23 protein-coding genes and 1 tRNA gene are annotated in these 19,181 nt (G+C 59.6%); 4 read left to right on the top strand and 20 right to left on the bottom strand.

The window, feature by feature from the left end:
• Nucleotides 1-200: 200 nt before the first annotated feature.
• Nucleotides 201-285 (bottom strand) — tRNA-Leu (locus CU048_11065).
• Between the two features lie 186 nt (nucleotides 286-471).
• Between CU048_11065 and CU048_11060 the strand changes: the two genes are divergently transcribed.
• Nucleotides 472-1,482: a complex I NDUFA9 subunit family protein gene (locus tag CU048_11060; GenBank protein ID QBR71726.1), complete on the top strand. Its 1,011-nt coding sequence runs from the start codon at nucleotides 472-474 to the stop codon at nucleotides 1,480-1,482.
• 10 nt (nucleotides 1,483-1,492) lie between these two features.
• Here CU048_11060 and CU048_11055 read toward each other — a convergent pair whose 3' ends face one another.
• Together CU048_11055 and CU048_11050 are read right to left on the bottom strand one after the other, a co-directional pair.
• Nucleotides 1,493-2,194 carry a cysteine biosynthesis protein CysZ gene (locus CU048_11055; GenBank protein QBR71725.1) on the bottom strand — a complete coding sequence of 234 codons (702 nt, stop codon included), beginning with the start codon at nucleotides 2,192-2,194 and terminating at the stop codon, nucleotides 1,493-1,495.
• A gap of 57 nt (nucleotides 2,195-2,251) precedes the next feature.
• On the bottom strand, nucleotides 2,252-2,440 hold the full coding sequence (locus tag CU048_11050; protein ID QBR71724.1) for a YqaE/Pmp3 family membrane protein: 189 nt from the start codon (nucleotides 2,438-2,440) through the stop codon (nucleotides 2,252-2,254).
• Nucleotides 2,441-2,671: 231 nt separating this feature from the next.
• On the opposite strand from CU048_11050, the gene bioB reads away from it, so the two are divergent.
• Nucleotides 2,672-3,670, top strand: coding sequence for a biotin synthase BioB (gene bioB / locus CU048_11045; protein ID QBR71723.1), 999 nt, complete (start codon nucleotides 2,672-2,674; stop codon nucleotides 3,668-3,670).
• Between the two features lie 21 nt (nucleotides 3,671-3,691).
• Entirely contained in the window at nucleotides 3,692-4,912 is a 1,221-nt protein-coding gene (locus tag CU048_11040) for a sorbosone dehydrogenase (protein ID QBR71722.1), read from the top strand.
• A gap of 190 nt (nucleotides 4,913-5,102) precedes the next feature.
• Here the strand turns inward: CU048_11040 and CU048_11035 are convergent, their stop codons facing one another.
• The 13 genes from CU048_11035 to dapD all read right to left on the bottom strand — a co-directional run bounded on the left by CU048_11035 (nucleotide 5,103) and on the right by dapD (nucleotide 15,008).
• On the bottom strand, nucleotides 5,103-5,654 hold the full coding sequence (locus CU048_11035; GenBank protein ID QBR71721.1) for a GNAT family N-acetyltransferase: 552 nt from the start codon (nucleotides 5,652-5,654) through the stop codon (nucleotides 5,103-5,105).
• Nucleotide 5,655: 1 nt separating this feature from the next.
• Complete coding sequence (locus tag CU048_11030; GenBank protein QBR71720.1) at nucleotides 5,656-5,934, bottom strand: DUF1778 domain-containing protein; 279 nt, start codon at nucleotides 5,932-5,934, stop codon at nucleotides 5,656-5,658.
• 58 nt (nucleotides 5,935-5,992) lie between these two features.
• Nucleotides 5,993-7,240 carry a tryptophan synthase subunit beta gene (gene trpB, locus CU048_11025; GenBank protein ID QBR71719.1) on the bottom strand — a complete coding sequence of 416 codons (1,248 nt, stop codon included), beginning with the start codon at nucleotides 7,238-7,240 and terminating at the stop codon, nucleotides 5,993-5,995.
• 27 nt (nucleotides 7,241-7,267) lie between these two features.
• Entirely contained in the window at nucleotides 7,268-7,978 is a 711-nt protein-coding gene (locus CU048_11020; protein ID QBR71718.1) for a phosphoribosylanthranilate isomerase, read from the bottom strand.
• A gap of 87 nt (nucleotides 7,979-8,065) precedes the next feature.
• Nucleotides 8,066-8,392, bottom strand: coding sequence for a DUF1049 domain-containing protein (locus CU048_11015; protein ID QBR71717.1), 327 nt, complete (start codon nucleotides 8,390-8,392; stop codon nucleotides 8,066-8,068).
• A 205-nt stretch (nucleotides 8,393-8,597) separates the two neighbouring features.
• Nucleotides 8,598-8,888, bottom strand: a complete 291-nt coding sequence (locus CU048_11010) for an integration host factor subunit beta (protein QBR71716.1) — start codon at nucleotides 8,886-8,888, stop codon at nucleotides 8,598-8,600.
• 57 nt (nucleotides 8,889-8,945) lie between these two features.
• On the bottom strand, nucleotides 8,946-9,917 hold the full coding sequence (gene sppA / locus CU048_11005; protein ID QBR71715.1) for a signal peptide peptidase SppA: 972 nt from the start codon (nucleotides 9,915-9,917) through the stop codon (nucleotides 8,946-8,948).
• Between the two features lie 142 nt (nucleotides 9,918-10,059).
• Nucleotides 10,060-11,007, bottom strand: coding sequence for a cyclohexadienyl dehydrogenase (locus CU048_11000; protein QBR71714.1), 948 nt, complete (start codon nucleotides 11,005-11,007; stop codon nucleotides 10,060-10,062).
• Nucleotides 11,000-12,130, bottom strand: coding sequence for a histidinol-phosphate transaminase (locus tag CU048_10995; protein QBR71713.1), 1,131 nt, complete (start codon nucleotides 12,128-12,130; stop codon nucleotides 11,000-11,002). Before CU048_10995 ends, CU048_11000 begins: the two co-directional genes overlap by 8 nt.
• A gap of 16 nt (nucleotides 12,131-12,146) precedes the next feature.
• Nucleotides 12,147-12,998, bottom strand: a complete 852-nt coding sequence (locus CU048_10990; GenBank protein QBR72864.1) for a hypothetical protein — start codon at nucleotides 12,996-12,998, stop codon at nucleotides 12,147-12,149.
• An 87-nt stretch (nucleotides 12,999-13,085) separates the two neighbouring features.
• Nucleotides 13,086-13,559, bottom strand: a complete 474-nt coding sequence (locus CU048_10985; GenBank protein QBR71712.1) for a hypothetical protein — start codon at nucleotides 13,557-13,559, stop codon at nucleotides 13,086-13,088.
• A 109-nt stretch (nucleotides 13,560-13,668) separates the two neighbouring features.
• Entirely contained in the window at nucleotides 13,669-14,151 is a 483-nt protein-coding gene (locus tag CU048_10980; GenBank protein QBR71711.1) for a hypothetical protein, read from the bottom strand.
• Nucleotides 14,151-15,008: a 2,3,4,5-tetrahydropyridine-2,6-dicarboxylate N-succinyltransferase gene (gene dapD, locus CU048_10975; GenBank protein ID QBR71710.1), complete on the bottom strand. Its 858-nt coding sequence runs from the start codon at nucleotides 15,006-15,008 to the stop codon at nucleotides 14,151-14,153. The genes CU048_10980 and dapD overlap by 1 nt, the downstream gene beginning before the upstream one ends.
• Nucleotides 15,009-15,297: 289 nt before the next feature.
• On the opposite strand from dapD, the gene CU048_10970 reads away from it, so the two are divergent.
• Nucleotides 15,298-15,507 (top strand): hypothetical protein, encoded by a 210-nt coding sequence (locus tag CU048_10970; GenBank protein QBR72863.1) that lies wholly within the window; start codon nucleotides 15,298-15,300, stop codon nucleotides 15,505-15,507.
• 76 nt (nucleotides 15,508-15,583) lie between these two features.
• On the opposite strand, the gene CU048_10965 is transcribed toward CU048_10970, so the two are convergent.
• The 4 genes from CU048_10965 to CU048_10950 all read right to left on the bottom strand — a co-directional run bounded on the left by CU048_10965 (nucleotide 15,584) and on the right by CU048_10950 (nucleotide 19,155).
• Nucleotides 15,584-16,549, bottom strand: a complete 966-nt coding sequence (locus CU048_10965; protein ID QBR71709.1) for an oxidoreductase — start codon at nucleotides 16,547-16,549, stop codon at nucleotides 15,584-15,586.
• A 160-nt stretch (nucleotides 16,550-16,709) separates the two neighbouring features.
• Nucleotides 16,710-17,450, bottom strand: a complete 741-nt coding sequence (locus tag CU048_10960) for a pyrimidine 5'-nucleotidase (GenBank protein ID QBR72862.1) — start codon at nucleotides 17,448-17,450, stop codon at nucleotides 16,710-16,712.
• A 59-nt stretch (nucleotides 17,451-17,509) separates the two neighbouring features.
• Nucleotides 17,510-18,406 carry an acetylglutamate kinase gene (gene argB / locus CU048_10955; protein QBR71708.1) on the bottom strand — a complete coding sequence of 299 codons (897 nt, stop codon included), beginning with the start codon at nucleotides 18,404-18,406 and terminating at the stop codon, nucleotides 17,510-17,512.
• Nucleotides 18,407-18,498: 92 nt separating this feature from the next.
• A complete protein-coding gene (locus tag CU048_10950) occupies nucleotides 18,499-19,155 on the bottom strand; it encodes a YihA family ribosome biogenesis GTP-binding protein (GenBank protein QBR72861.1) in 657 nt (218 codons plus the stop codon).
• Between the last annotated feature and the right edge of the window lie 26 nt (nucleotides 19,156-19,181).

Raw genomic sequence — 19,181 nt, 5'->3', positions numbered from 1 at the left:
GAAAAATCTCGCGGCTCGTCCTGACCGGAGAATAAACGCCGAAAGGCGTGTTTCGTTTACCGTCAAACCATAGGCCAGCCGCGTGGTCGCCCAATGGATATATCTTGTTTTGATGCCAGCCCCAACGAACGGCTTGACCCGATCAAAGCGAGACCGGCCCTAAATGACTGTTTTGATTGGATGATCCGCCCGAAAACTTTTGGTGCCCAGGAGAGGACTCGAACCTCCACGGCTTTCACCACTGGTACCTGAAACCAGCGCGTCTACCAATTCCGCCACCTGGGCAACGATGCTCTGATAGAGGCCGGTTCTCGCCTTTGTCAACGTCAAAGCAAAGAATGAGTTTTTGCCGCTCGTTCGGCCCCCCTCCCCGGCCCCCAGGCACAAAATCAATCCGGCCCCTGCTTTCGAGATTCCAATTCGGGCCAAACCCCTCTAAAACGACGCAGCTTTGCAACCGGGATCAGCACTATGGCGGACGAATTGGTAAAGACGGGCCGAATCGTAACAGTGTTCGGCGGTTCGGGCTTTGTCGGCCGGCATGTGGTGCGCGCTTTGGCGCAGCGCGGCTGGCGAATTCGCGTCGCCGTCCGCCGTCCCGACCTTGCCTTTCATCTGCAGCCGCTCGGCAAGGTTGGCCAAATCCATGCTGTGCAGGCGAATGTGCGCTATCCGGACTCGATCGCCCGCGCCTTGCGAGATGCGGAGGCCGTCATCAATCTTGTCGGCATTCTGGAAGAATCCGGCGCCCAGAAATTCGAAGTCGTGCATAATTTGGGGGCCCAGAATGTCGCCAAGGCGGCCGCGGAAGCAGGCATCCGAACTTTGGTGCAAATGTCCGCGATCGGAGCTGACGCGGCGAGCGCATCCCTTTATGCGAACACCAAGGCTTTCGGTGAGCAGGCGGTCCGAATCTTTCAACCCGAATCGGTGATCATGCGGCCGTCCGTCGTATTCGGCCCGGAGGATCAATTCTTCAATCGCTTTGCCACCATGGCCCGCTTCATGCCGGCACTTCCCTTGATTGGCGGCGGCGAAACCAAGCTGCAACCTGTGTTCGTCGGGGATGTCGGAACGGCCATCGCGTTGGCCGCCGCGGGTCAGGCCAAGCCCGGCACCACCTATGAATTGGGCGGTCCCGAGATCGCAACCCTCCGGCAGATCATCGAGTTCGTGCTGAAGGTCACCGAACGCAAGCGCTGGCTCGTGCCGGTCTCCTTCAGCCGCGCCAAAAGCCTCGCCCTTGTGATCGAAACGGCGCGCAAATTGTCGCTCGGTCTTTTCCCGGAGATCCTTGCCATCACCTCCGACCAGGTCGAACTGTTACGCCACGACAACGTCGTCTCGAAGGCGGCGATCGACGAAGGGCGGACTTTGCAGGGTCTCGGCATCGCGCCCGAACCCTTCGAGACCATCGCGCCGACCTACCTCTATCGCTACCGAAAGACCGGGCAATTTGCGGACGAGCATCATTTGGACTGAGGCGCGATCCTTAGCGAGAGATCGGCTTTCTCGGATACGGTCCCGGCGCCTGGAACGTGCGCAGGATGGGGCGCGCGACACGCACCAGAAAGGCGGTCGCAAACAGCGGCGTTAGCAGATTGAGAAACGGAACCGCCAGCATCCCCGCGACGACGAGGCCGGCGAGGAAAATCCGCAGCTCATTCATGCTGCGCAATTTATCGACTTCGGCCAGCGGAAGATATCGCAGCGCCGCAAGTTCGAAATAGCCGCGCCCGAACAGATAGGCGTTGGCGCCGAAAAACGCGACGGCATTCACCCCAGGCACAAGCAACAGCAACAGCGCGATCAAATTCACGATAAGCGCGACCGCGGAAAATTTCAGCCCGACCCATATCGCATCGTTCAGCGAAAGGGCGCGCCCCGGAGGTTCGCCCGGCGCGACGTCCCGCTCGACCACGTCGGCGAGTTCGTCGAAGAAAAAGCCCGCGACGAGAAATGAGACGGGCGTCACCAGAAACGCAAGGCCGACGACGAGCCCTGCCCCGCTCACATAGGATAAAACCGTCGTCAGCCAAGGATAGGGAAGCACGAGCGCCGCCACGATCAGCTGGTGGAGGCCGATCCACGTTAGGGCCAGCAAGGCCAGCGTCAGCGCGAGTGTCTTCCAAAGAACCTTCCGAAACGGCGGCGAAAATATTTGGCTCGCAGCAGCGAGCGCGGCATCGAACATGCCAGAATCCTTTTCCGATGGGGGTCGTAAGGTCGGAGTAGCTTGGCTGAGGCGCCGCTACCGCCGATACTCTTCCCTGATCTTTTGGTCGGTCGTGTATTGGCTCAAGGCATAGACCGACCAGAGCGCGGCTGGAATCCAACCGATCAGCGTGATCTGCAGGATCAAACATATGATCCCCGCAATCGGCCTCCCGATCGTAAAGAACAGCAGCCAAGGCAAGAAAATCGCGATCAAGAGACGCATGTCATCACTTCCTGCAGCCATATTATCCCGCCATTTTGACAGGTTAATTTTGCCGAGACAACAACCTCCCCCGAAACGCGGCCTCTAACGAGACCAGGGGCGATTGCAAAAAGCCAAGCCAGGGTTCATGAATTGGACATAAGGGCAGGATCGGTCAAAATGAACTGAGATTTTACAAAACGAACGGCAAAACAATAATATAAGCGCATCCGAACCCTCGAGAGCGGACAAATGAAAGATTCAGACGGCGACCGGCTTCTCCGGCATGATTGGACCACAGACGAGATCGTCGCCATCCACGATCTGCCTTTGCTGGATCTGATTGCGTGGGCAAATCGCGTCCATCGCCAATTTCACGATGTGGACGATGTTCAAAAGGCAAGCCTGCTCAGCATCAAGACCGGCGCCTGCCCCGAAGATTGCGCCTATTGTCCGCAATCCGCGCATCATCGCGAGGTTCATCTCGACAAGATCGACATGATGGGCAGCGAGGCCGTGCTCACGCTCGCCGCGCGCGCCAAATCCGCGGGGGCAGACCGTTTCTGCATGGGCGCGGCCTGGCGCAATGTACGCGACGGTGCCCAGTTCGACGCGGTCATCGAGATGGTCCGCGGAGTCCGCGCGCTCGGGATGGAGGCCTGCGTCACGCTCGGCATGCTGAACGAAGTTCAAGCGCAGCGACTCAAAGAGGCGGGACTGACCGCCTATAATCACAATCTCGACACCAGCCGCGATTTCTATCCGAACATCATTACGACACGGAGCTATGACGACCGGCTGGCGACCTTACGGGCGGTCCGCGCCGCCGGCATCGAAATGTGCTGCGGCGGCATCATCGGCATGGGTGAAACGGTCAGAGACCGCGCCTCCATGCTGCAGGTTTTGACGCAGTTCGATCCGCATCCCGAAAGCGTGCCGATCAATGCGCTTGTGCCGGTGGCCGGAACGCCGCTGGAGAACAGCGCCAGAATCGATCCGCTCGATTTCGTGCGGATGATCGCGACCACGCGGATCGTTCTGCCGGCATCCAGGGTCCGCCTCTCAGCCGGGCGCTCGGTGCTGAGCCGCGAGGCGCAGATCTTGTGCATGGTGGCCGGCGCGAATTCGATCTTCTATGGAGAAGCGCTGCTGACAACGCCGAATGCCTCCGAGAACGAGGACGATGCGTTGTTTGCCGCGCTCGCCGCGCCGCAACGCGGGGCAACGTCGGTTCATTCCGAATCGTCATAGGAACAATTTCGGGGAGAGGACATGCGGCTAGCCAAAATAGCAATTTTGGTTTTGGCCAGTTCGGCCCTGAGTGGCGCGAACGCTTGGCCCCGCCAGACGGAACGCGGCGTCGCGCAAGCGGCGCAAGCGGGGCCCAAGGCCGAAGCGATCATGCGAACGCTCGCGCGGATCAAGCTGCCTCCGGGATTTAAAATCTCCCTATTTGCGCTCGTTCCTGGCGCGCGGCACATGGCGGTCGGTGCGCAAGGCGGGGTGGTTTTTGTTGGCACGCAGGAAACGAGGGTTTACGCGGTCGCTTACGATCCGCACACGGGAACGGCCAGCGAAGTCTCGGAATTTGCCGCTGCAACCGGAATGCAAGTTCCGAATGGGGTTTGCTTCGACAAGCACGGCACGCTCTACGTCGCCGAAAACAATCGCATTTTGTCGTTCGCGAAGGCCGAGGCCGATTATAAACATCCTGCAATCAAGCCGAAGATTATTGTGGGGCAAGGCGAGCTAATCCCGCCGCGGGACGAGGGCACAGCTCATAATGCGAGGGTCTGCCGCATTGGACCGGATGAGAAGCTCTATGTCGCGCTCGGCCAGCCCTACAATGTGCCGCCCAAAAGCAAGATGGCCGAATTCGATAAATGGGGGATCGGCGGCCTGATCAGACTGAATCCCGATGGTTCCGGCCGAGAGGTCTTTGCGCGCGGACTGCGCAATTCCGTCGGGATGGATTTCAATCCGCGCGACGGGACGCTGTGGTTCACCGATAATCAGGTCGATGGGATGGGCGACGATATCCCGCCCGGCGAATTGAACCGCGCCACCAAAGCCGGCCTTAATTTCGGTTTCCCATGGTATGGCGGCGGCCATACCCGTACCGTTGAATATAAATACGAGACGCCGCCCGAGGGCCTCGTGTTTCCAGAGATTGAAATGGTCGCCCATGCCGCCGATCTCGGCATGACTTTTTATACGGGCACCCAATTTCCAGCGGACTACCGAGGCGGGATTTTTTCGGCGCAACACGGATCATGGAACCGCAGCGTGCCGATTGGCGCGCGGGTCATGTTCACATCGCTAAAACCGGATGGCACGGCCGACAAGACCCAAGTCTTCGCCGAAGGCTGGCTCAACGCCAAGGGCACCTATGACGGCCGGCCTGTCGATGTGGCCGAACTTCAAGATGGATCGGTGCTGGTCTCGGATGATTTTGCCGGCGCGCTCTATCGGATCACTTTCGAGGGCAGATGAGCGCGCCGCTCAACTCGCCGGCATGCCGCATCAGCCAAATGATCCAGGCGAAGTGTCCTATTACCGCGGCCAATCGGATAGAAATGTTTCACGTGAAACGTTTTGGTACGATTCTGGGCTCTGAGTATTTTATGCAACCAGGCCGCTTGCCTTTGCCGAATGCAAAAGCATCCCACAAGGACGCGGCCAATCAGCGTTCAACGTCGCGCGACCGGACGCGATTTGGTTCGATCCCCCTTCCGAAACTTTGCTGCACATCGATCATGCGCACGATCATGGCGCGGCGCGGGTCGAACGGTAGATCTTGGAATCCCCATCTCGCGTAGAAGCGGCGGATGTTGTCGTCGAGCGGATGCGTGACGACGCCCATGCTGCCGATGCTTTCGGCTGCGCGTAACGCCGTTTTGAGCGCGAACAGCAGGAGCGACACGGCGTGCCCTTGACCCTGATAGGCCTTGTCCACCGCGAGTTGACCGAGGAGCGTGACGGGCACGAAATCAGGACGATTGCGTTGCTGCGGCTTGGGGAGAAACGCGCGCTCGATTTGCGCGGCGCTCAAAGTGACGTATCCGACAATCCGTCCCGACTCGGCGTCGGTGATGACGTTGACGCGCGAGGCCCCGCTTGTCTGGTTGGCCCAAGCGTGCCGTCGGAACCAGATGTTGAGCGACTCGCGCCCGCAATCAAAAAGAGTCCGGTCGTCCTCCTCGGCGAGCGGACGCGGCGGCGTCACCGCCGCCATGTCACTTTTCCCAAGACGGGATTCGGCGTGCGAGTTCGGCGAGCGCGAGGATCGCTTCGGGAGGGCGATTGATCCAAGCTTCGAAGGCTTCCCAGTCCTTGGCCGGAATGGGGACGATGGTTCGGTTGAGCACTTCGGCCTCGGCGGATTCCAGGGCCTTGCGGCGCACGAAGTCGCTGAGACTGGTGTGGGCCTGTTCCGCCGCCGCTTCGAGGATGGCCCGCTCGTCGGGGCTGACTCGAACACTCAGAACCGAGGTCGTGGGTGATGGGTTTGTCATGTGTATGACAATAGCATACACATGCGCGATTTTCAATCCGGGCCTCGTCTCGTCCGGTTCATTGCTGGCGCGGCGCAGCCATGCCGCCCAAATGATCGGCGACCGTAAAAATATCCTTGTCGCCGCGCCCGGAAATATTCACCACCAATAAATGATCCTTGGGCTTCGTCGGCGCGATGTCCAAGACCTTCGCAAGCGCATGCGCCGGCTCGAGCGCCGGTATGATGCCCTCCAGTTGCGCACAGAGCTGGAATGCGTTGAGCGCCTCGTCGTCAGTCGCGGAGAGATAGGTCACGCGCCCATTCTCCTTGAGCCACGCATGTTCCGGGCCGATGCCGGGATAGTCGAGGCCGGCCGAGATCGAGTGACCCTCCTCGATCTGCCCGTCGGCATCCATCAAAAGATAGGTGCGGTTGCCATGCAGCACGCCGGGGCGGCCACCTGCGAGCGAAGCCGCGTGTTTTTTGTCGAGGCCGAAGCCCGCCGCCTCGACGCCATAGATTTCCACCGAAGGCTCGTCGAGAAACGGATGAAACAATCCGATGGCGTTGGAGCCGCCGCCGATACAGGCAAACAGCGAGTCGGGAAGTCGCCCCTCGGCGGCCTGCATCTGCACCCTGGTTTCCTCGCCGATCACGCATTGGAAATCCCGCACCATCGCCGGATAGGGATGCGGGCCGGCCGCAGTGCCGATGCAATAAAACGTGTCGGCGACATTGGTGACCCAATCGCGCAAGGCCTCGTTCATTGCATCCTTCAGGGTCTTCGCGCCCGACTCGACCGGCACCACCTTGGCACCCAGCAAATTCATGCGAAAGACATTTGGCTTTTGCCGTTCGACATCGACCGAGCCCATATAGACGATGCATTCGAGCCCAAACCTCGCGCAGGCCGTCGCGGTCGCGACGCCATGCTGCCCGGCTCCAGTCTCGGCGATGATCCTAGTCTTGCCCATGCGGCGAGCCAGCAGGATTTGGCCCAGCACATTGTTGATCTTATGCGCGCCGGTATGGTTCAGCTCTTCGCGTTTGAAATAGATTTTAGCACCGTTGGCGGAACCCGCCATTTGACGGCAATATTCGGTGAGACGCTCGGCGTAATAAAGCGGACTTGGCCGCCCCACATAATGGGTCAGCAGTCCGTCGAGTTCGGCCTTGAAGGCCGGATCCTCTTTGGCCGCCATATAATGTTTTTCGAGATCGAGGATCAGCGGCATCAAGGTTTCGGCGACAAACCTCCCGCCGAACAGGCCGAAGTGGCCGCGTTCGTCAGGGCCGGTGCGAAACGAATTGAGGGCTAGTGGCACCGCATCTACCTTTCTGGCTCATCGTTATCAGCTTCTGCGCGCGGGGCGAAATTTTCCGGGCTTCGCCGCGACAGTGGATGTCCCGCCGGGATTTTCATGCAATGCACGAACCTCTGCAATGAAAGCCGCGATCTTTGCGTTGTCCTTGACGCCGGTCGCGCTTTCCACCCCGGACGATACATCGACCCCGCGTGCGCCGGTACGAGCCAGCGCATCCGCGACATTGCCAGCATGAAGGCCCCCCGCTAGCAGCCAGGGCTTCTTGGTTTCGAGCGTGCTGAGCAGGCTCCAGTCAAAGGCCAATCCATTGCCGCCGGGGCGCGCATCGGTCGGGCGCGGCTTTGCATCGAACAGGAGAAAATCTGCCGCTGCGTCGAAGCCTGGCACGGCCACTAGGTCAGAGGCCGTCTCCACCGCAATCGCCTTCATGACCGGAAGCCCAAACCGGGCGCGCACAGAGGCGACACGTTCGGGGGTTTCGCTTCCATGCAGTTGAAGCAAGGCGGGGTCGAGCGCGGCAATGGCGGCTGCCAGCGAGGCGTCATCGGCATCGACCGTCAACAGGACCTTTTGCGCACGTCCTTCGACGCGGGCGCCCAGATTCGCGGCCATCGCCAAGGACACGTGCCGTGGACTCTTATCGAAGAACACGAAGCCGACCATGTCCGCGCCGCCGGCCAGCGCGGCATCGAGCGCGGCTTGGGTGGCAAGGCCGCAGATTTTGACAATGACGCTCATGGTTTTGCTTATACCATGCCCTTCCGGGCATTCAGGAGCTCTTCGGCCAACCTCGGCCCTGCGGCGACGCCGAAGGAGCCGAAAGGGTCAGGTGGGTTTCCTGGTTTCGGCAGGCCTCGACACGGCGAGGCGCGCATTTTCGGCCCGCAACGAGGCGGCTTCGGCCCTGGCCCTTCGAGCCGCACGACGGTGTTTGCCGAGTTCGAACCAAGTTGCAACGCTGCCGGCCACAACGCCCACCATGACCGCGACAAACATGACGACAAACAGCGGAACGTCGATTTGCGTGCCCTCCGGCGCCGGGCCGGCAAAGGGGTCGAGGAAGATGGTCACCTCATGCCGATTGGCGACCGCCAACGCGACGGCGACAAGCGCGAGCGGAATTAAGAAAAGCAGTCCCAGAAATCGTTTCATTGCGCCCGCCGATGATTTGCGCCCGACACCGCGCTTCTAGAACATGAACCGCAAAAGGGGAACAGGGTTTCGTGGCCGGATCCCAGCAAATTGAAAGGTTTGAGGCCCGATTCAAGTTTATGGGGACGCGCGGCGCCATGTGCGGCCGATTTAGACGCCCGGCAACCGCCTTAGATCATATCTAGGTGATGGCAATCGAATGGCGTCAGACGCTATTTTCTTCGTTCAAGCGTTCGCGCATTTCCTTGCCGGTCTTGAAAAAAGGAACCGTCTTTTCGCTCACCGGAACATGCGCTCCCGTCCGAGGGTTGCGGCCAACCCGCGCATCGCGATGCTTGACGGAAAAAGCCCCGAAGCCACGCAATTCGACCCGATCGCCTCGAGACAACGCTGCGGTGATTTCATCTAGGATGGCATTGACGATCTTTTCTACATCGCGAACGTAGAGGTGTGGGTTGCGGTTCGCGATCCGCTGGACGAGCTCAGATTTAATCATTGACCCCCCAAAATTTCTTCTTTCCAAACAATGACTTGGCGCCCCGCCGCGCTTCAGCTAGCCGTCAACCTGCCAAATCGACACTAGACCGTCAAGCATTCGCTCCTCGGCGACGTTTGCGGCACGATCGAGCAAGACACTCAATCCACCAAGCCCCAAAAACTCCGCGGCCCGCGCGGACATGCTTAAAATACCTAAACGCTCAAGGGTACGTGACCGTTTCCAATCCCGGACAGGTAAATCTTTAGAAATATTCTTTTCCTGCTCAAGCCAATCGACCGCCTCGCGCTCGCCACCCAGGCGGTCGACGAGACGCAGCTCCATTCCCTGCCGGCCCGTGAAGACCCGGCCGTCAGCGACAAGCTGAAGCTGATCGTCGGACATCCCGCGACGTTCCTTCACCAGCGATTTGAACCAGGTGAAGCTATCGCCGACCAGCGAAGCCAGTGCGGCACGCGCTTCCGGAGTCGTCGGTTCATATCCGTTGGGGACGGCCTTGAGCGGCGAGGATTTGACGTCCTCGATCTTCACGCCGACCGTCTCGAGCAATTTGCCGAAATTCGGATATTGCACCAGGACACCGATCGAGCCGACCAGAGCATTGCCAAGCGCGACGATCTTATCGGCCCCAAGGGCGGCTACATAGCCGCCCGAGGCCGCCATCGAGCCGACCACGGCGACCGTCGGTTTCTTGGCCGACAAGCGACGGATCGCATCGTAAAGCCGCTCCGCCCCGGAGGTTGTGCCGCCGGGACTTTCGATGGAAATCAGAACCGCCTGGGCGGTTTTGGAATCCTCGATCTTTTTTATGAGCTTCAAGGTTTCCCGATCGCCGGTAATCACACCCTCGATGGCGAGCCGAGCAATATGCGGCGTGAATTCCGACGGCGTATCGGAGCCGAGCATGCGCAAACCCGCGGCGGTGACAGCGAGAACAAACACAGCGAAAGCCGCAATCCGCCAAAACGACAGTTTGCGCCTCAGAAGTCGGCGCTCGGCAAGGTAATCCGCAAAAAGAGGCGCAGCCATGAGCTTCCCATTGTTGGAATCTTGGCCGCAGGTTCATTCTGCGTCCGTCGAAATTTGCGCTTATTATCAAAGCAGATTTGGGTCCATTGGACAACCGCTGCAGCGAATCGTCTCGGTCCGGCATTCGATTTCGAGCGTGATCTCAACCTTCGAGTGCCCGACGGCCGAAGTCAGGCGCGGCCGTTTCCTGGCCTTGATCGATGATGCCGCGCCGGATCGCCCTGGTGCGGGTAAAAAGCTCGAATAGGCCCTGGCCGTCGTCGCGGCGGATCATGCGCTGAAGCGCGGTCAAATCCTCGTTGAAACGGCCAAGCATCTCCAAAACCGCTTCCTTGTTGTTGAGAAAAACATCCCGCCACATGGTCGGATCCGAGGCGGCAATGCGGGTAAAATCGCGGAACCCTCCGGCCGAAAATTTGATGACCTCGGATTGGGTCACTTCTTCCAGATCGGCGGCGGTGCCGACGATATTGTAGGCGATCAGATGCGGAACATGGCTGGTGATCGCGAGTACCAGATCATGATGGGCGGGAGCCATGGTTTCGACATTGGCGCCGGCCGCTGTCCAAAACGCCGTCAGTTGTGCGATGGCCTTCGGATCGGCGTCCTCCGGCGGCGTCAGAATGTTCCAGCGGTTGAGGAAAAGCGTCGCAAATCCCGCCGTCGGACCCGATTGCTCGGTGCCCGCGACGGGGTGCCCCGGAATGAAATGCACGCCCGCCGGCAGATGCGGCACGACGGCGGCGATAATCGAGGATTTGACCGAACCGACATCGGACAAAATCGTGCCCGGTGCGAGATTGGGCGCAATCGCCTGCGCGACGTTGCCCATCGCACCGACCGGCACGCAAAGAATGACCAGGTCGGCGCCCTCGACGGCAGCCTTGGCTGTCTCGAAGATGTCATCGACGATCCCCAGTTCGCCGAGCGTTTCGCGGACTTCCGCGGAACTGTCCGCGGCCGCGATGCTCTGAACGAGGCCCTTCCGCCTCGCAACTCGTGCCAGTGAAGAGCCAATCAGACCCATTCCAATCAAGGCGAGGCGCTGAAACAAAGGCTCGCGCAACGGAGCCCCGAGACCATCAGGCACGCGCGCGTCTCTCAAACGTCAGAAATTCCTTGAGGTTTGCAACGACAAGGCGGTTTGCTTCGTCGGTTCCGACCGTGAGGCGCAGGCAGCGCGGCAAGCCATAGGCGCCGACCGCGCGCAGGATCAAGCCTCGGCTCGACAAGAAGCGATCCGCCGAACGTGCCTGCAGCTCATCGATGAAATGCAAAAGCAGGAAATTGCCGACGCTCGGCGTCACCTCGATCCCAAGTTCGCCAATCTCCTGCGCGAGCCAAGGCAGCCATGTCGCATTATGCGCAACGGCTTTGCCGACATGGTCGCGATCGGCGATCGCCGCGACCCCTGCCGCAATGGCCGCGCCATTGGTATTGAAAGGACCGCGAATGCGATTGATCGCATCGCATACCTCGGCCGGCGCGTGACACCATCCAAGCCTGATCCCGGCAAGACCGTAAATTTTGGAGAAGGTGCGCGTCATCACCACGTTCCGGGCCACTGAAACAAGTTCAAGTCCGGCCGAATAATCGGCGCGCGTCACATATTCCGCATAGGCGGCATCGAGCACAAGGAGGACGCTGGACGGCAAGGCCGCGGCCAGCCGCTCGACCTCGGCGATGGGCAGATAGGTTCCAGTCGGATTGTTCGGATTGGCGAGAAAAACCATTTTGGTTTTAGGGCCGACCCTGGCCAAAATGGCATCGACGTCCGCGGTAAGCCTTGTTTCGGGCGCGACAATAGGGACCCCACCTGCCGCGAGAATCGCAATGCGATAGACGAGAAAGCCATGCTCGGTGAAAATTCCTTCGTCGCCCGGTCCCATATAGGCGGACGCGAGGAGGTGGATGATTTCATCCGAGCCGGTGCCGCAAACGATCGTGGCCGGATCGATCCCATGGCGGGCTCCGATCGCCTCGCGCAGGAGCGTGGCGTTTCCGTCGGGATAGTCTTCGAGACGATCCGCGAAGGCGCGAATGGCTTCCTTGGCACGGGGGGACGGTCCCAGCGGAGTCTCGTTGGCGGAGAGCTTGAAAATTTTGGCCGCCCCGGGCGCCGAGCTCTTGCCCGGAACATAAGGGTCGATCGCGAGCACCGAAGGGCGCGGGCGAGGACCAGCCTCGACATCGGCCGTGGCTATTTTAATCATCCAAGGCACTCCGAAATCATTGCGCCGCCTCGTTTTGGATCCCGGCCAGATCGAACCGTGCCGCGTGGCTGCCGATTTCCGCGATCCGCAGCTTTTTCGCGCCGGCCCGCAGAAGGCTTTCACGCACGTCTTCCCCGCTGCAGGCCCCGGTTGCCGCAATCATCAGCGAGACCTCGGATCGATCGGAAAAACGGCCGAGAACCTCGACACCCGGCAAGCCAACGGCTGGATGATCATGGGCCTGCTCGAGCGCGACCGCATAGAGGACGACATCGCGCACCGCCGCCTCGACAAGCGGCTGGGCGATGACGAACAGCGGCATTCCGGCCGGATGATCCGGACGTTCCACGAACGGCAGCCGCGCGATGATCTTGGGGGACTGCGGCTCAACGAGAGCGCGCCACCAGGGACCGGCCGTGGGAGGGGCCTCGACCGGCACCATCCCGAGATCGCCGCTCGACTTCGCGACCGCCTCGATCACCCCCGCCGCGTCTTTATGCACCACATAGGGAACCGTGAAACCGAAATGGAACCGACAGCAATCGCGCATCGGGGCATCGCCCCCGGAAATATCCGCATGCACGCTGTAGTTGGCCTGGACGAAGGTGAAGGTCGAGATGATGATCCGCCAGATACTTTCGACCGTGTCGAGCGGCAACAGCCCCTGATGGCGGGACACGAGGCGGCGCATCATATCGGCCTCGCGTCCCGGCCGGAACGCCGAGCCCCCGCCTTGCTGCGCCTTGGCTTCGATCAGCCTGTGAATGATCTCGCCGCGCTCGATCAACAGCCGATGCAGCGACGCGTCGATGCGATCGATTTCGATTCTGAGATCGGCGAGAGTCTCAAGGCAAGATGGATCCATCATTTTCGCATCGGTTCGTGGTGTTTCCCGGTTTGGCATTCACCGATTGAATTCGCACACAGGCGCGCGAATAAAAGTCCGCCACAATGATCAGGTTTTCGAACCGCCGCCGACGGCTTTCTCATGCGCCCACTCGACCGCGAGCGAAACAACCTTGGTTGCGCCCGCTGCGTAAAGAATTCCAATGATTGCCGCAAGGGCTTTGCGGTGGTTCTCGTCCGCGGCATAGGTGTTCCAAAGGGGCGCGATGTAATCGTAAAAGCTTGGGACTATTGTTTCATTGGTCCATCGTAGGATGAGTTGGAATATATTTGCAAAGAAATTGCTGATTATGTCATCGCCCCAGAAGCTATGGGCCCCAGCATAGGTTTCATAATGCTCCGGCGGGGGATCAGCAACGTAACAATAGTCCGATGGCTGTGCTGTAAGCTTTAGGTCGGGCGTGCAAATAAGGGCGGCGTGATTCCAATACCAATCATGGACGAAATAAATATAGCCCGCGGCGACCCCAATTGTCAGCAAAAGCGCGGTACCGACAAACTGGCCCGAAGTTTTTTCCGCCATGCCCCTCGCCTTCCCAATGCGACCTTGTTGACCACTCATCCACTCAAGGTCAAGTCTGGGCTCGGATCTTCACCCTGTCGATCACTCCCGCGGCTAAATCAGCCCAGGCTCAACGGCTTCGGCCTTTCAAAAAGCCCAATTCGACAATGTTCCAGGCGATGACCGCCAGCAAAACGGCGTCCGCCATGGCCACATAGGCGAAGGGCAAGACCTCGGCGACGCGCGGCTGCAGCCAGTGAGCCGCGCCGCTGATCAGCGCGGTCAGGGGCAAAAGACCGGCAAGCGAACCCGGCCAGCCCCGGTCGCGCCACCGCTTGGCGCTGAGATTGTAATGGCTGATCGCGATGAGCAGGACCGCAAACGCATAGAAAAGCAGATAGACGAAAGCGGCGAGCGTGGCCCAGGCCAGAAAGGGTGTGTTGGCAAGGTCACGGTGCGCAAAGGGCGCGAGCAGGAACCAGCCTCCGGTGAGGATGACCAGCAGCGCGCCCAGAAGCGCGGTGCCCTGCCACCAGGTTTTCGCGTCGATCCGGCCTTGATCGGTGCGAAACCCGAACCCCGCGACAAGCTCCGAGAGTGACGCCGTCGCCATCAATCCCTCAATAATTCATTGATGGAGGTCTTGGAGCGGGTCCGAGCATCGACGGTTTTCACGATCACGGCGCAATAGAGGGAAGGACCAGGCGAGCCGTCGGGCAAAGGCTTTCCGGGCAAATTGCCGGAGACCACGACCGAATAGGGAGGTACAAAGCCGAGATGGACCTCGCCGGTCGTGCGGTCGACAATCTTCGTCGAAGCAGAAATGAACGTCCCCATCGAGATGACCGACCCCTCGCCGACGATCACCCCTTCCACGATTTCCGAGCGGGCGCCGATAAAGCAATCGTCCTCGATGATCGTCGGATTGGCCTGCAATGGTTCGAGCACACCGCCGATGCCGACCCCGCCCGAAAGATGCACATTCTTGCCGATTTGCGCGCAGGAACCGACAGTCGACCACGTGTCGACCATGGTGCCGCTATCGACATAGGCACCGAGATTGACAAACGAGGGCATGAGGACGACGCCCGGCGCAATATAGGCGGAGCGCCGCACCACGCAATTGGGGACCGAGCGAAACCCGGCTGCCGCATGGTGTTCCGGGCCCCAGCCGGCGAATTTGGAAGGAACCTTATCCCACCAGCTCGAACCGCCGGGGCCGCCCGCGATCGCCGTCATGTCGTTCAGGCGAAACGACAAAAGCACCGCTTTCTTCAGCCATTGATTGACCTTCCAGGAGGCAGGTCCTGTGGCACCTTCGATCTTTTCCGCAACGCGGAGTTTTCCCGTATCAAGCAGGGCCAGGACCGCTTCGACGGCTTCCCTCACCTCGCCTTGTGTCTTCGCATCGATATTGGCGCGGTTCTCGAAGGCCGCCACGACGATCTTTTCCAGGTCGGGCTCACGCATTTGTACAGAATCTCCGGCAGGTCAGAAAAATTGGCAGTGCGCCAGAGGTTTTGATGGACCGCGCGCCGATGTCAATGCCGTGCCGCCGAAGACCGGCTCGCGCAACGGCGCCGATGCCCGGAAAATCGCACTTCAAGTCCGCAATCATATCAGCTTAACGGCGCCCGCAAGAGGCAAAGACGGCATGGGTTTTGCTGACGTGTTCAATCACCACCGTGCGACCGACCCCTTCGAGCGAGCATCGAGGAACAGTTAGGGCGGACGGGGTCGAATGGAGAAGGAGCGTTACATGCCTATGGACGTAAGCGAGATCCACGCAGGAAAATGCTATGTGACGCGCAGCAAGGAAAAATATACGGTCGTCGATATAAATCGCGGCATCGTGACTTATAAAAGCTGGACCACGGATGCCAAAAAGCTTTCATTGCGCATCAATACGGGCGTCAAAGCCTTCGCCGCCGCAGTCGTGAAGGAAATCACCTGCCCGCCAGCGGAATAATTGATACCCCTCAAGCAAAATGCAGCGCTCTATTAGGATTTTCCGCTGACGCAAATGGCGCAGGATTTGCGGCGTCCTACAAATCCAGCACCAGAAGGTCACTTTTGGCGCGAGAGACGCATGCGATAAAGAATCCCTCTTCCTTCTGTTGCGGACTTAGACGTTTGTCGCGGTGATCCACTTCACCTTCAAGAACCTTGATCTGACACGTCCCACACATGCCTTGTTCGCAAGATGTCGGAATTTTCACACCCTTTTCTTCCAGGAATGCCGTCACGGTCTTATCGCCAGGGATTTTATAAACAATCCCGGTGCTTGCGATCTTCACGTCGAAGACTTTGTCGAGGATGGCCGCAGGCACCTTGGCCGTGAAACGTTCGACATGGATGCGTTCTTCGGCCCAGCCCTTTTGCTTGGCCGTATTGATGATCGGATCTTGCCACCAATCGACACCGCAGATGAAAAGCTGCATGTCTTCCGGCTGATCCGTGAGAATACTCTTTGGGTCCAGCAATTGATTCAGTTCGCTCGCCTCATAATAGAACTTTGTGTTTTCGGCGAAGTTCGAGTCCTTGATCATCCCTTGAAACGATCCGGGGGACATCATGGCGTAAACATAATGGAGATCGAAGGGAATATTTTGGGATTTCAAATAGTCGGCGATGCTCAAAATCGGCGTCACACCGATGCCCCGCGCCAACAAAATGGCCCGCTTTGTACTCCGGGGAACCCGGAAGCGGTTGCGCGGCAAGCCGACTTGCAAGGTGTCGCCCACCTGCACCTGTCCATACAGCGCCTTGGACCCACCCCGGCTATTGGGATCGTTCCACACGCCAATCACATAGCGATTGCGTTCGAAGGAGCTGTTGCACAAAGAGTATTGGCGCACCAACCCGCCGGGAATCGTCACATCGATATGAGACCCCGCGGAGAATGCGGGAAGGTCCGCACCGTTCGGATCGACCAATTCAAACGAGACCATATTATGGGCCTCATCGGTCTTCTTAGCCACGATGACCGGGCGGAGAGTGTCGTCTATCATACATCCTCTCTCTAAATGCGAGTGAGAGTGAAACTCTTTGCAAGACGCATACCCGGCCGTTTGCGCAGGGCCGCCGACTGGAAAGGACTGATTTTTGGGTGGGAGCCGGCCGGACAGCGCCGAAATCGGGAAAAACCGCGTCTTTACGGCCGCGCCCCGATTAACTTGACGATGGCGCGTCGAGGACCAGATCGATCAGAAATCGCTCGAGATCGCTGGTCACGAAATCGATATGGGGCGGCGCTTCTTCGCTGGTGATCTCGAAAGCATCGCGATGGTCCATTTGTCCCGGCTTGGGCACGACAAGCACGGTCGCCATGCCGCGCTCGTGCGGAACGATGAGATTTCGCGCGAGATCCTCGAACATGACCGCCCGCGTCGGATCGACAGCGTGCCGGTCGAAGAAACGCTCATAGGCTGCCGCTGCGGGCTTCGGCACAAAATCGGCGGCCACAATATCGAAAATATCTTCAAACATCGCGTCGAGACCAAGCGCCGCGGCGGTGCGCTGCGCATGATCGCGCGAGCCGTTCGTCAAAATCAGCTTGCGCCCGGGCAAGGCCGTGATGGCCGTCGCGAGAGAAAGATTGGGAAGCAGCGAAGATCGGTCGATGTCATGCGTGAATTTGAGAAAATCCTCGGGGCCGATGTCGTGCTCTTCCATCAGCCCGCGCAAGGTCGTGCCATAGCGCTGATAGTAATATTTTTGCAAAGCCCGCGACGACATGCCGTCGAGTCCGAAAAGATCCGCCATGAACAGGGTGATCCGCGCGTCGATCTTGGGCCATAGATCGCAATCGGCCGGATAGAGCGTATTGTCGAGATCGAAGACCCAGGTATCGATTCTGGTTAAGGCGCCGAAGCCCGCACCATCGATTTTCTCCGCATCGGGCGCGACCACGCCATCGGCTGCGGCCTGCAGGATCTCGGAGGAATCGTTCAGAACATGTTTCGTATCATTCACCGTTTAATCAAAGTTCCAGCGCCGTGATCGGTCAATAATTCGATCAGGACGGCATGAGGCATTTTTCCATCAAGTATCACGACACCTTCGACACCTTGCTCAAGCGCATAGATGCAGGTTTCCACCTTCGGGATCATGCCGCCGGTGATCGTGCCGTCGGCTATGAGGGCATGGATGTCGTCAACGCGCAATTGCTTGATCAGTTGCTTGTTGCGGTCGAGCACCCCCGGTACGTCGGTCAATAAGAGCAGCCGCTTCGCCTTGAGAGCGCCGGCGATGGCCCCGGCAAACGTGTCGGCGTTCACATTATAGGTCTCGCCGTCGGTGCCTTGCGCGATCGGGGCCAGGACCGGAATGAGTTCGCGCCCGAGCACCTGGTCGAGCACGGTTTTATCCACCTTCGCCGGTTCCCCGACAAAACCGAGGTCGACTTCCTCGCTGGTATTGGGGGCCTTGTTGGCGATCACCATATTGCCGTCCTTGCCGCAAAGGCCGATCGCTCGGCCTCCCTCGGCATTGATGAAACCGACGATCTGCTTATTGATCGAGCCGGCCAGCACCATCTCGACGATTTCCACGGTCGCCCGGTCGGTCACCCTCAGACCGTCGGAGAATGCCGATTTAAGGCCAAGCTTGGCCAGCATCGCGCCGATTTGCGGTCCGCCGCCGTGAACGACGACCGGATTGACCCCGGACTGCTCCAGCAACACCATGTCGCGCGCGAAATCCCGCGCCACCTTATCGTCACCCATGGCATGACCGCCATATTTGACCACGACGATCGCGTCGTCGTAGCGCAACATGTGCGGCAGGGCCTGCATTAAGATGGAGGCCTGTTTTTGAGCCTCGGCCTGCCCCTGATCTTGCTGGTTGGCTTTGGTCGCGTCGTTCATAAGGCCTCGTTCCGTACACCGAATCTGTTCTTAACCGCTTGTTGTGACAAGCTCAACGCGGCCGGAACTTTCAGTAAATGCAAGACGCCTCGTCAAAACCCGCGCTCGGCCAATAATTTGGCGACGGCCGCGCGAAGATCGGCAATTCCGTCGCCGGTCTCCGACGAGGTGAAAATCACGTCCGGAAAGGCGGCCGGACGTTTGTCGATCAAGGCCAGCGTCGCGGAAACGCGGGCGTCCCGCTCGGCTGGCGCCACCTCGTCCTGCTTTGTCAAAACGATTTGATAGGACATCGCGGATTTATCGAGCAGATCCATCATTTCGATGTCGATCGGCTTAACACCGTGGCGGCCGTCAACCAGGACAAACACCCGCAGCAGGGGCGCGCGACCTCGCAAGAAATCCTGCATCAGGCGCGTCCAGGATGCGATCTTTTCCTTTGAGGCTGCCGCATAGCCATAGCCGGGCATATCGACCAAGCGAAGCTTGGCATTGTCCGCCTCGCCGCCCAGCGCGAAAAAATTGAGCTCCCGCGTCCGGCCCGGCGTGTGCGAGGTCCGGGCCAATGTTTTGCGATGGGTCAGCGCGTTCAGAAGCGAGGATTTCCCCACGTTGGAACGCCCCGCGAAAGCGATTTCGGACGGCCCCGGCGGCGGCAGTTGGGCGGCGTCGACCGCCCCCCAGATGAACGTGCACTCTCCCGCAAAAAGCTTCCGGCCCAATTCGACAAAATCGGGCTTGGCCTGCAACGATTCGGTCACGGCCTGCCTCGCCG

This window comes from Beijerinckiaceae bacterium (genome assembly GCA_004564215.1).
In the GTDB taxonomy this organism is placed as follows: Bacteria; Pseudomonadota; Alphaproteobacteria; order Rhizobiales; family Beijerinckiaceae; genus Methylocapsa.
Note: the sequence above shows the minus strand (reverse complement) of the source record. Positions and strands in the feature narration are given on the sequence as shown.

Coding starts and splice junctions, on each gene's coding strand:
- CU048_11060 (QBR71726.1), top strand. CDS start 472: ATGGCGGACGAATTGGTAAAGACGGGCCGAATCGTAACAGTGTTCGGC.
- CU048_11055 (QBR71725.1), bottom strand. CDS start 2,194: ATGTTCGATGCCGCGCTCGCTGCTGCGAGCCAAATATTTTCGCCGCCG.
- CU048_11050 (QBR71724.1), bottom strand. CDS start 2,440: ATGCGTCTCTTGATCGCGATTTTCTTGCCTTGGCTGCTGTTCTTTACG.
- bioB (QBR71723.1), top strand. CDS start 2,672: ATGAAAGATTCAGACGGCGACCGGCTTCTCCGGCATGATTGGACCACA.
- CU048_11040 (QBR71722.1), top strand. CDS start 3,692: ATGCGGCTAGCCAAAATAGCAATTTTGGTTTTGGCCAGTTCGGCCCTG.
- CU048_11035 (QBR71721.1), bottom strand. CDS start 5,654: ATGGCGGCGGTGACGCCGCCGCGTCCGCTCGCCGAGGAGGACGACCGG.
- CU048_11030 (QBR71720.1), bottom strand. CDS start 5,934: ATGACAAACCCATCACCCACGACCTCGGTTCTGAGTGTTCGAGTCAGC.
- CU048_11020 (QBR71718.1), bottom strand. CDS start 7,978: ATGAGCGTCATTGTCAAAATCTGCGGCCTTGCCACCCAAGCCGCGCTC.
- CU048_11015 (QBR71717.1), bottom strand. CDS start 8,392: ATGAAACGATTTCTGGGACTGCTTTTCTTAATTCCGCTCGCGCTTGTC.
- CU048_11010 (QBR71716.1), bottom strand. CDS start 8,888: ATGATTAAATCTGAGCTCGTCCAGCGGATCGCGAACCGCAACCCACAC.
- sppA (QBR71715.1), bottom strand. CDS start 9,917: ATGGCTGCGCCTCTTTTTGCGGATTACCTTGCCGAGCGCCGACTTCTG.
- CU048_10995 (QBR71713.1), bottom strand. CDS start 12,130: ATGATTAAAATAGCCACGGCCGATGTCGAGGCTGGTCCTCGCCCGCGC.
- CU048_10990 (QBR72864.1), bottom strand. CDS start 12,998: ATGATGGATCCATCTTGCCTTGAGACTCTCGCCGATCTCAGAATCGAA.
- CU048_10985 (QBR71712.1), bottom strand. CDS start 13,559: ATGGCGGAAAAAACTTCGGGCCAGTTTGTCGGTACCGCGCTTTTGCTG.
- CU048_10980 (QBR71711.1), bottom strand. CDS start 14,151: ATGGCGACGGCGTCACTCTCGGAGCTTGTCGCGGGGTTCGGGTTTCGC.
- dapD (QBR71710.1), bottom strand. CDS start 15,008: ATGCGTGAGCCCGACCTGGAAAAGATCGTCGTGGCGGCCTTCGAGAAC.
- CU048_10970 (QBR72863.1), top strand. CDS start 15,298: ATGCCTATGGACGTAAGCGAGATCCACGCAGGAAAATGCTATGTGACG.
- CU048_10965 (QBR71709.1), bottom strand. CDS start 16,549: ATGATAGACGACACTCTCCGCCCGGTCATCGTGGCTAAGAAGACCGAT.
- argB (QBR71708.1), bottom strand. CDS start 18,406: ATGAACGACGCGACCAAAGCCAACCAGCAAGATCAGGGGCAGGCCGAG.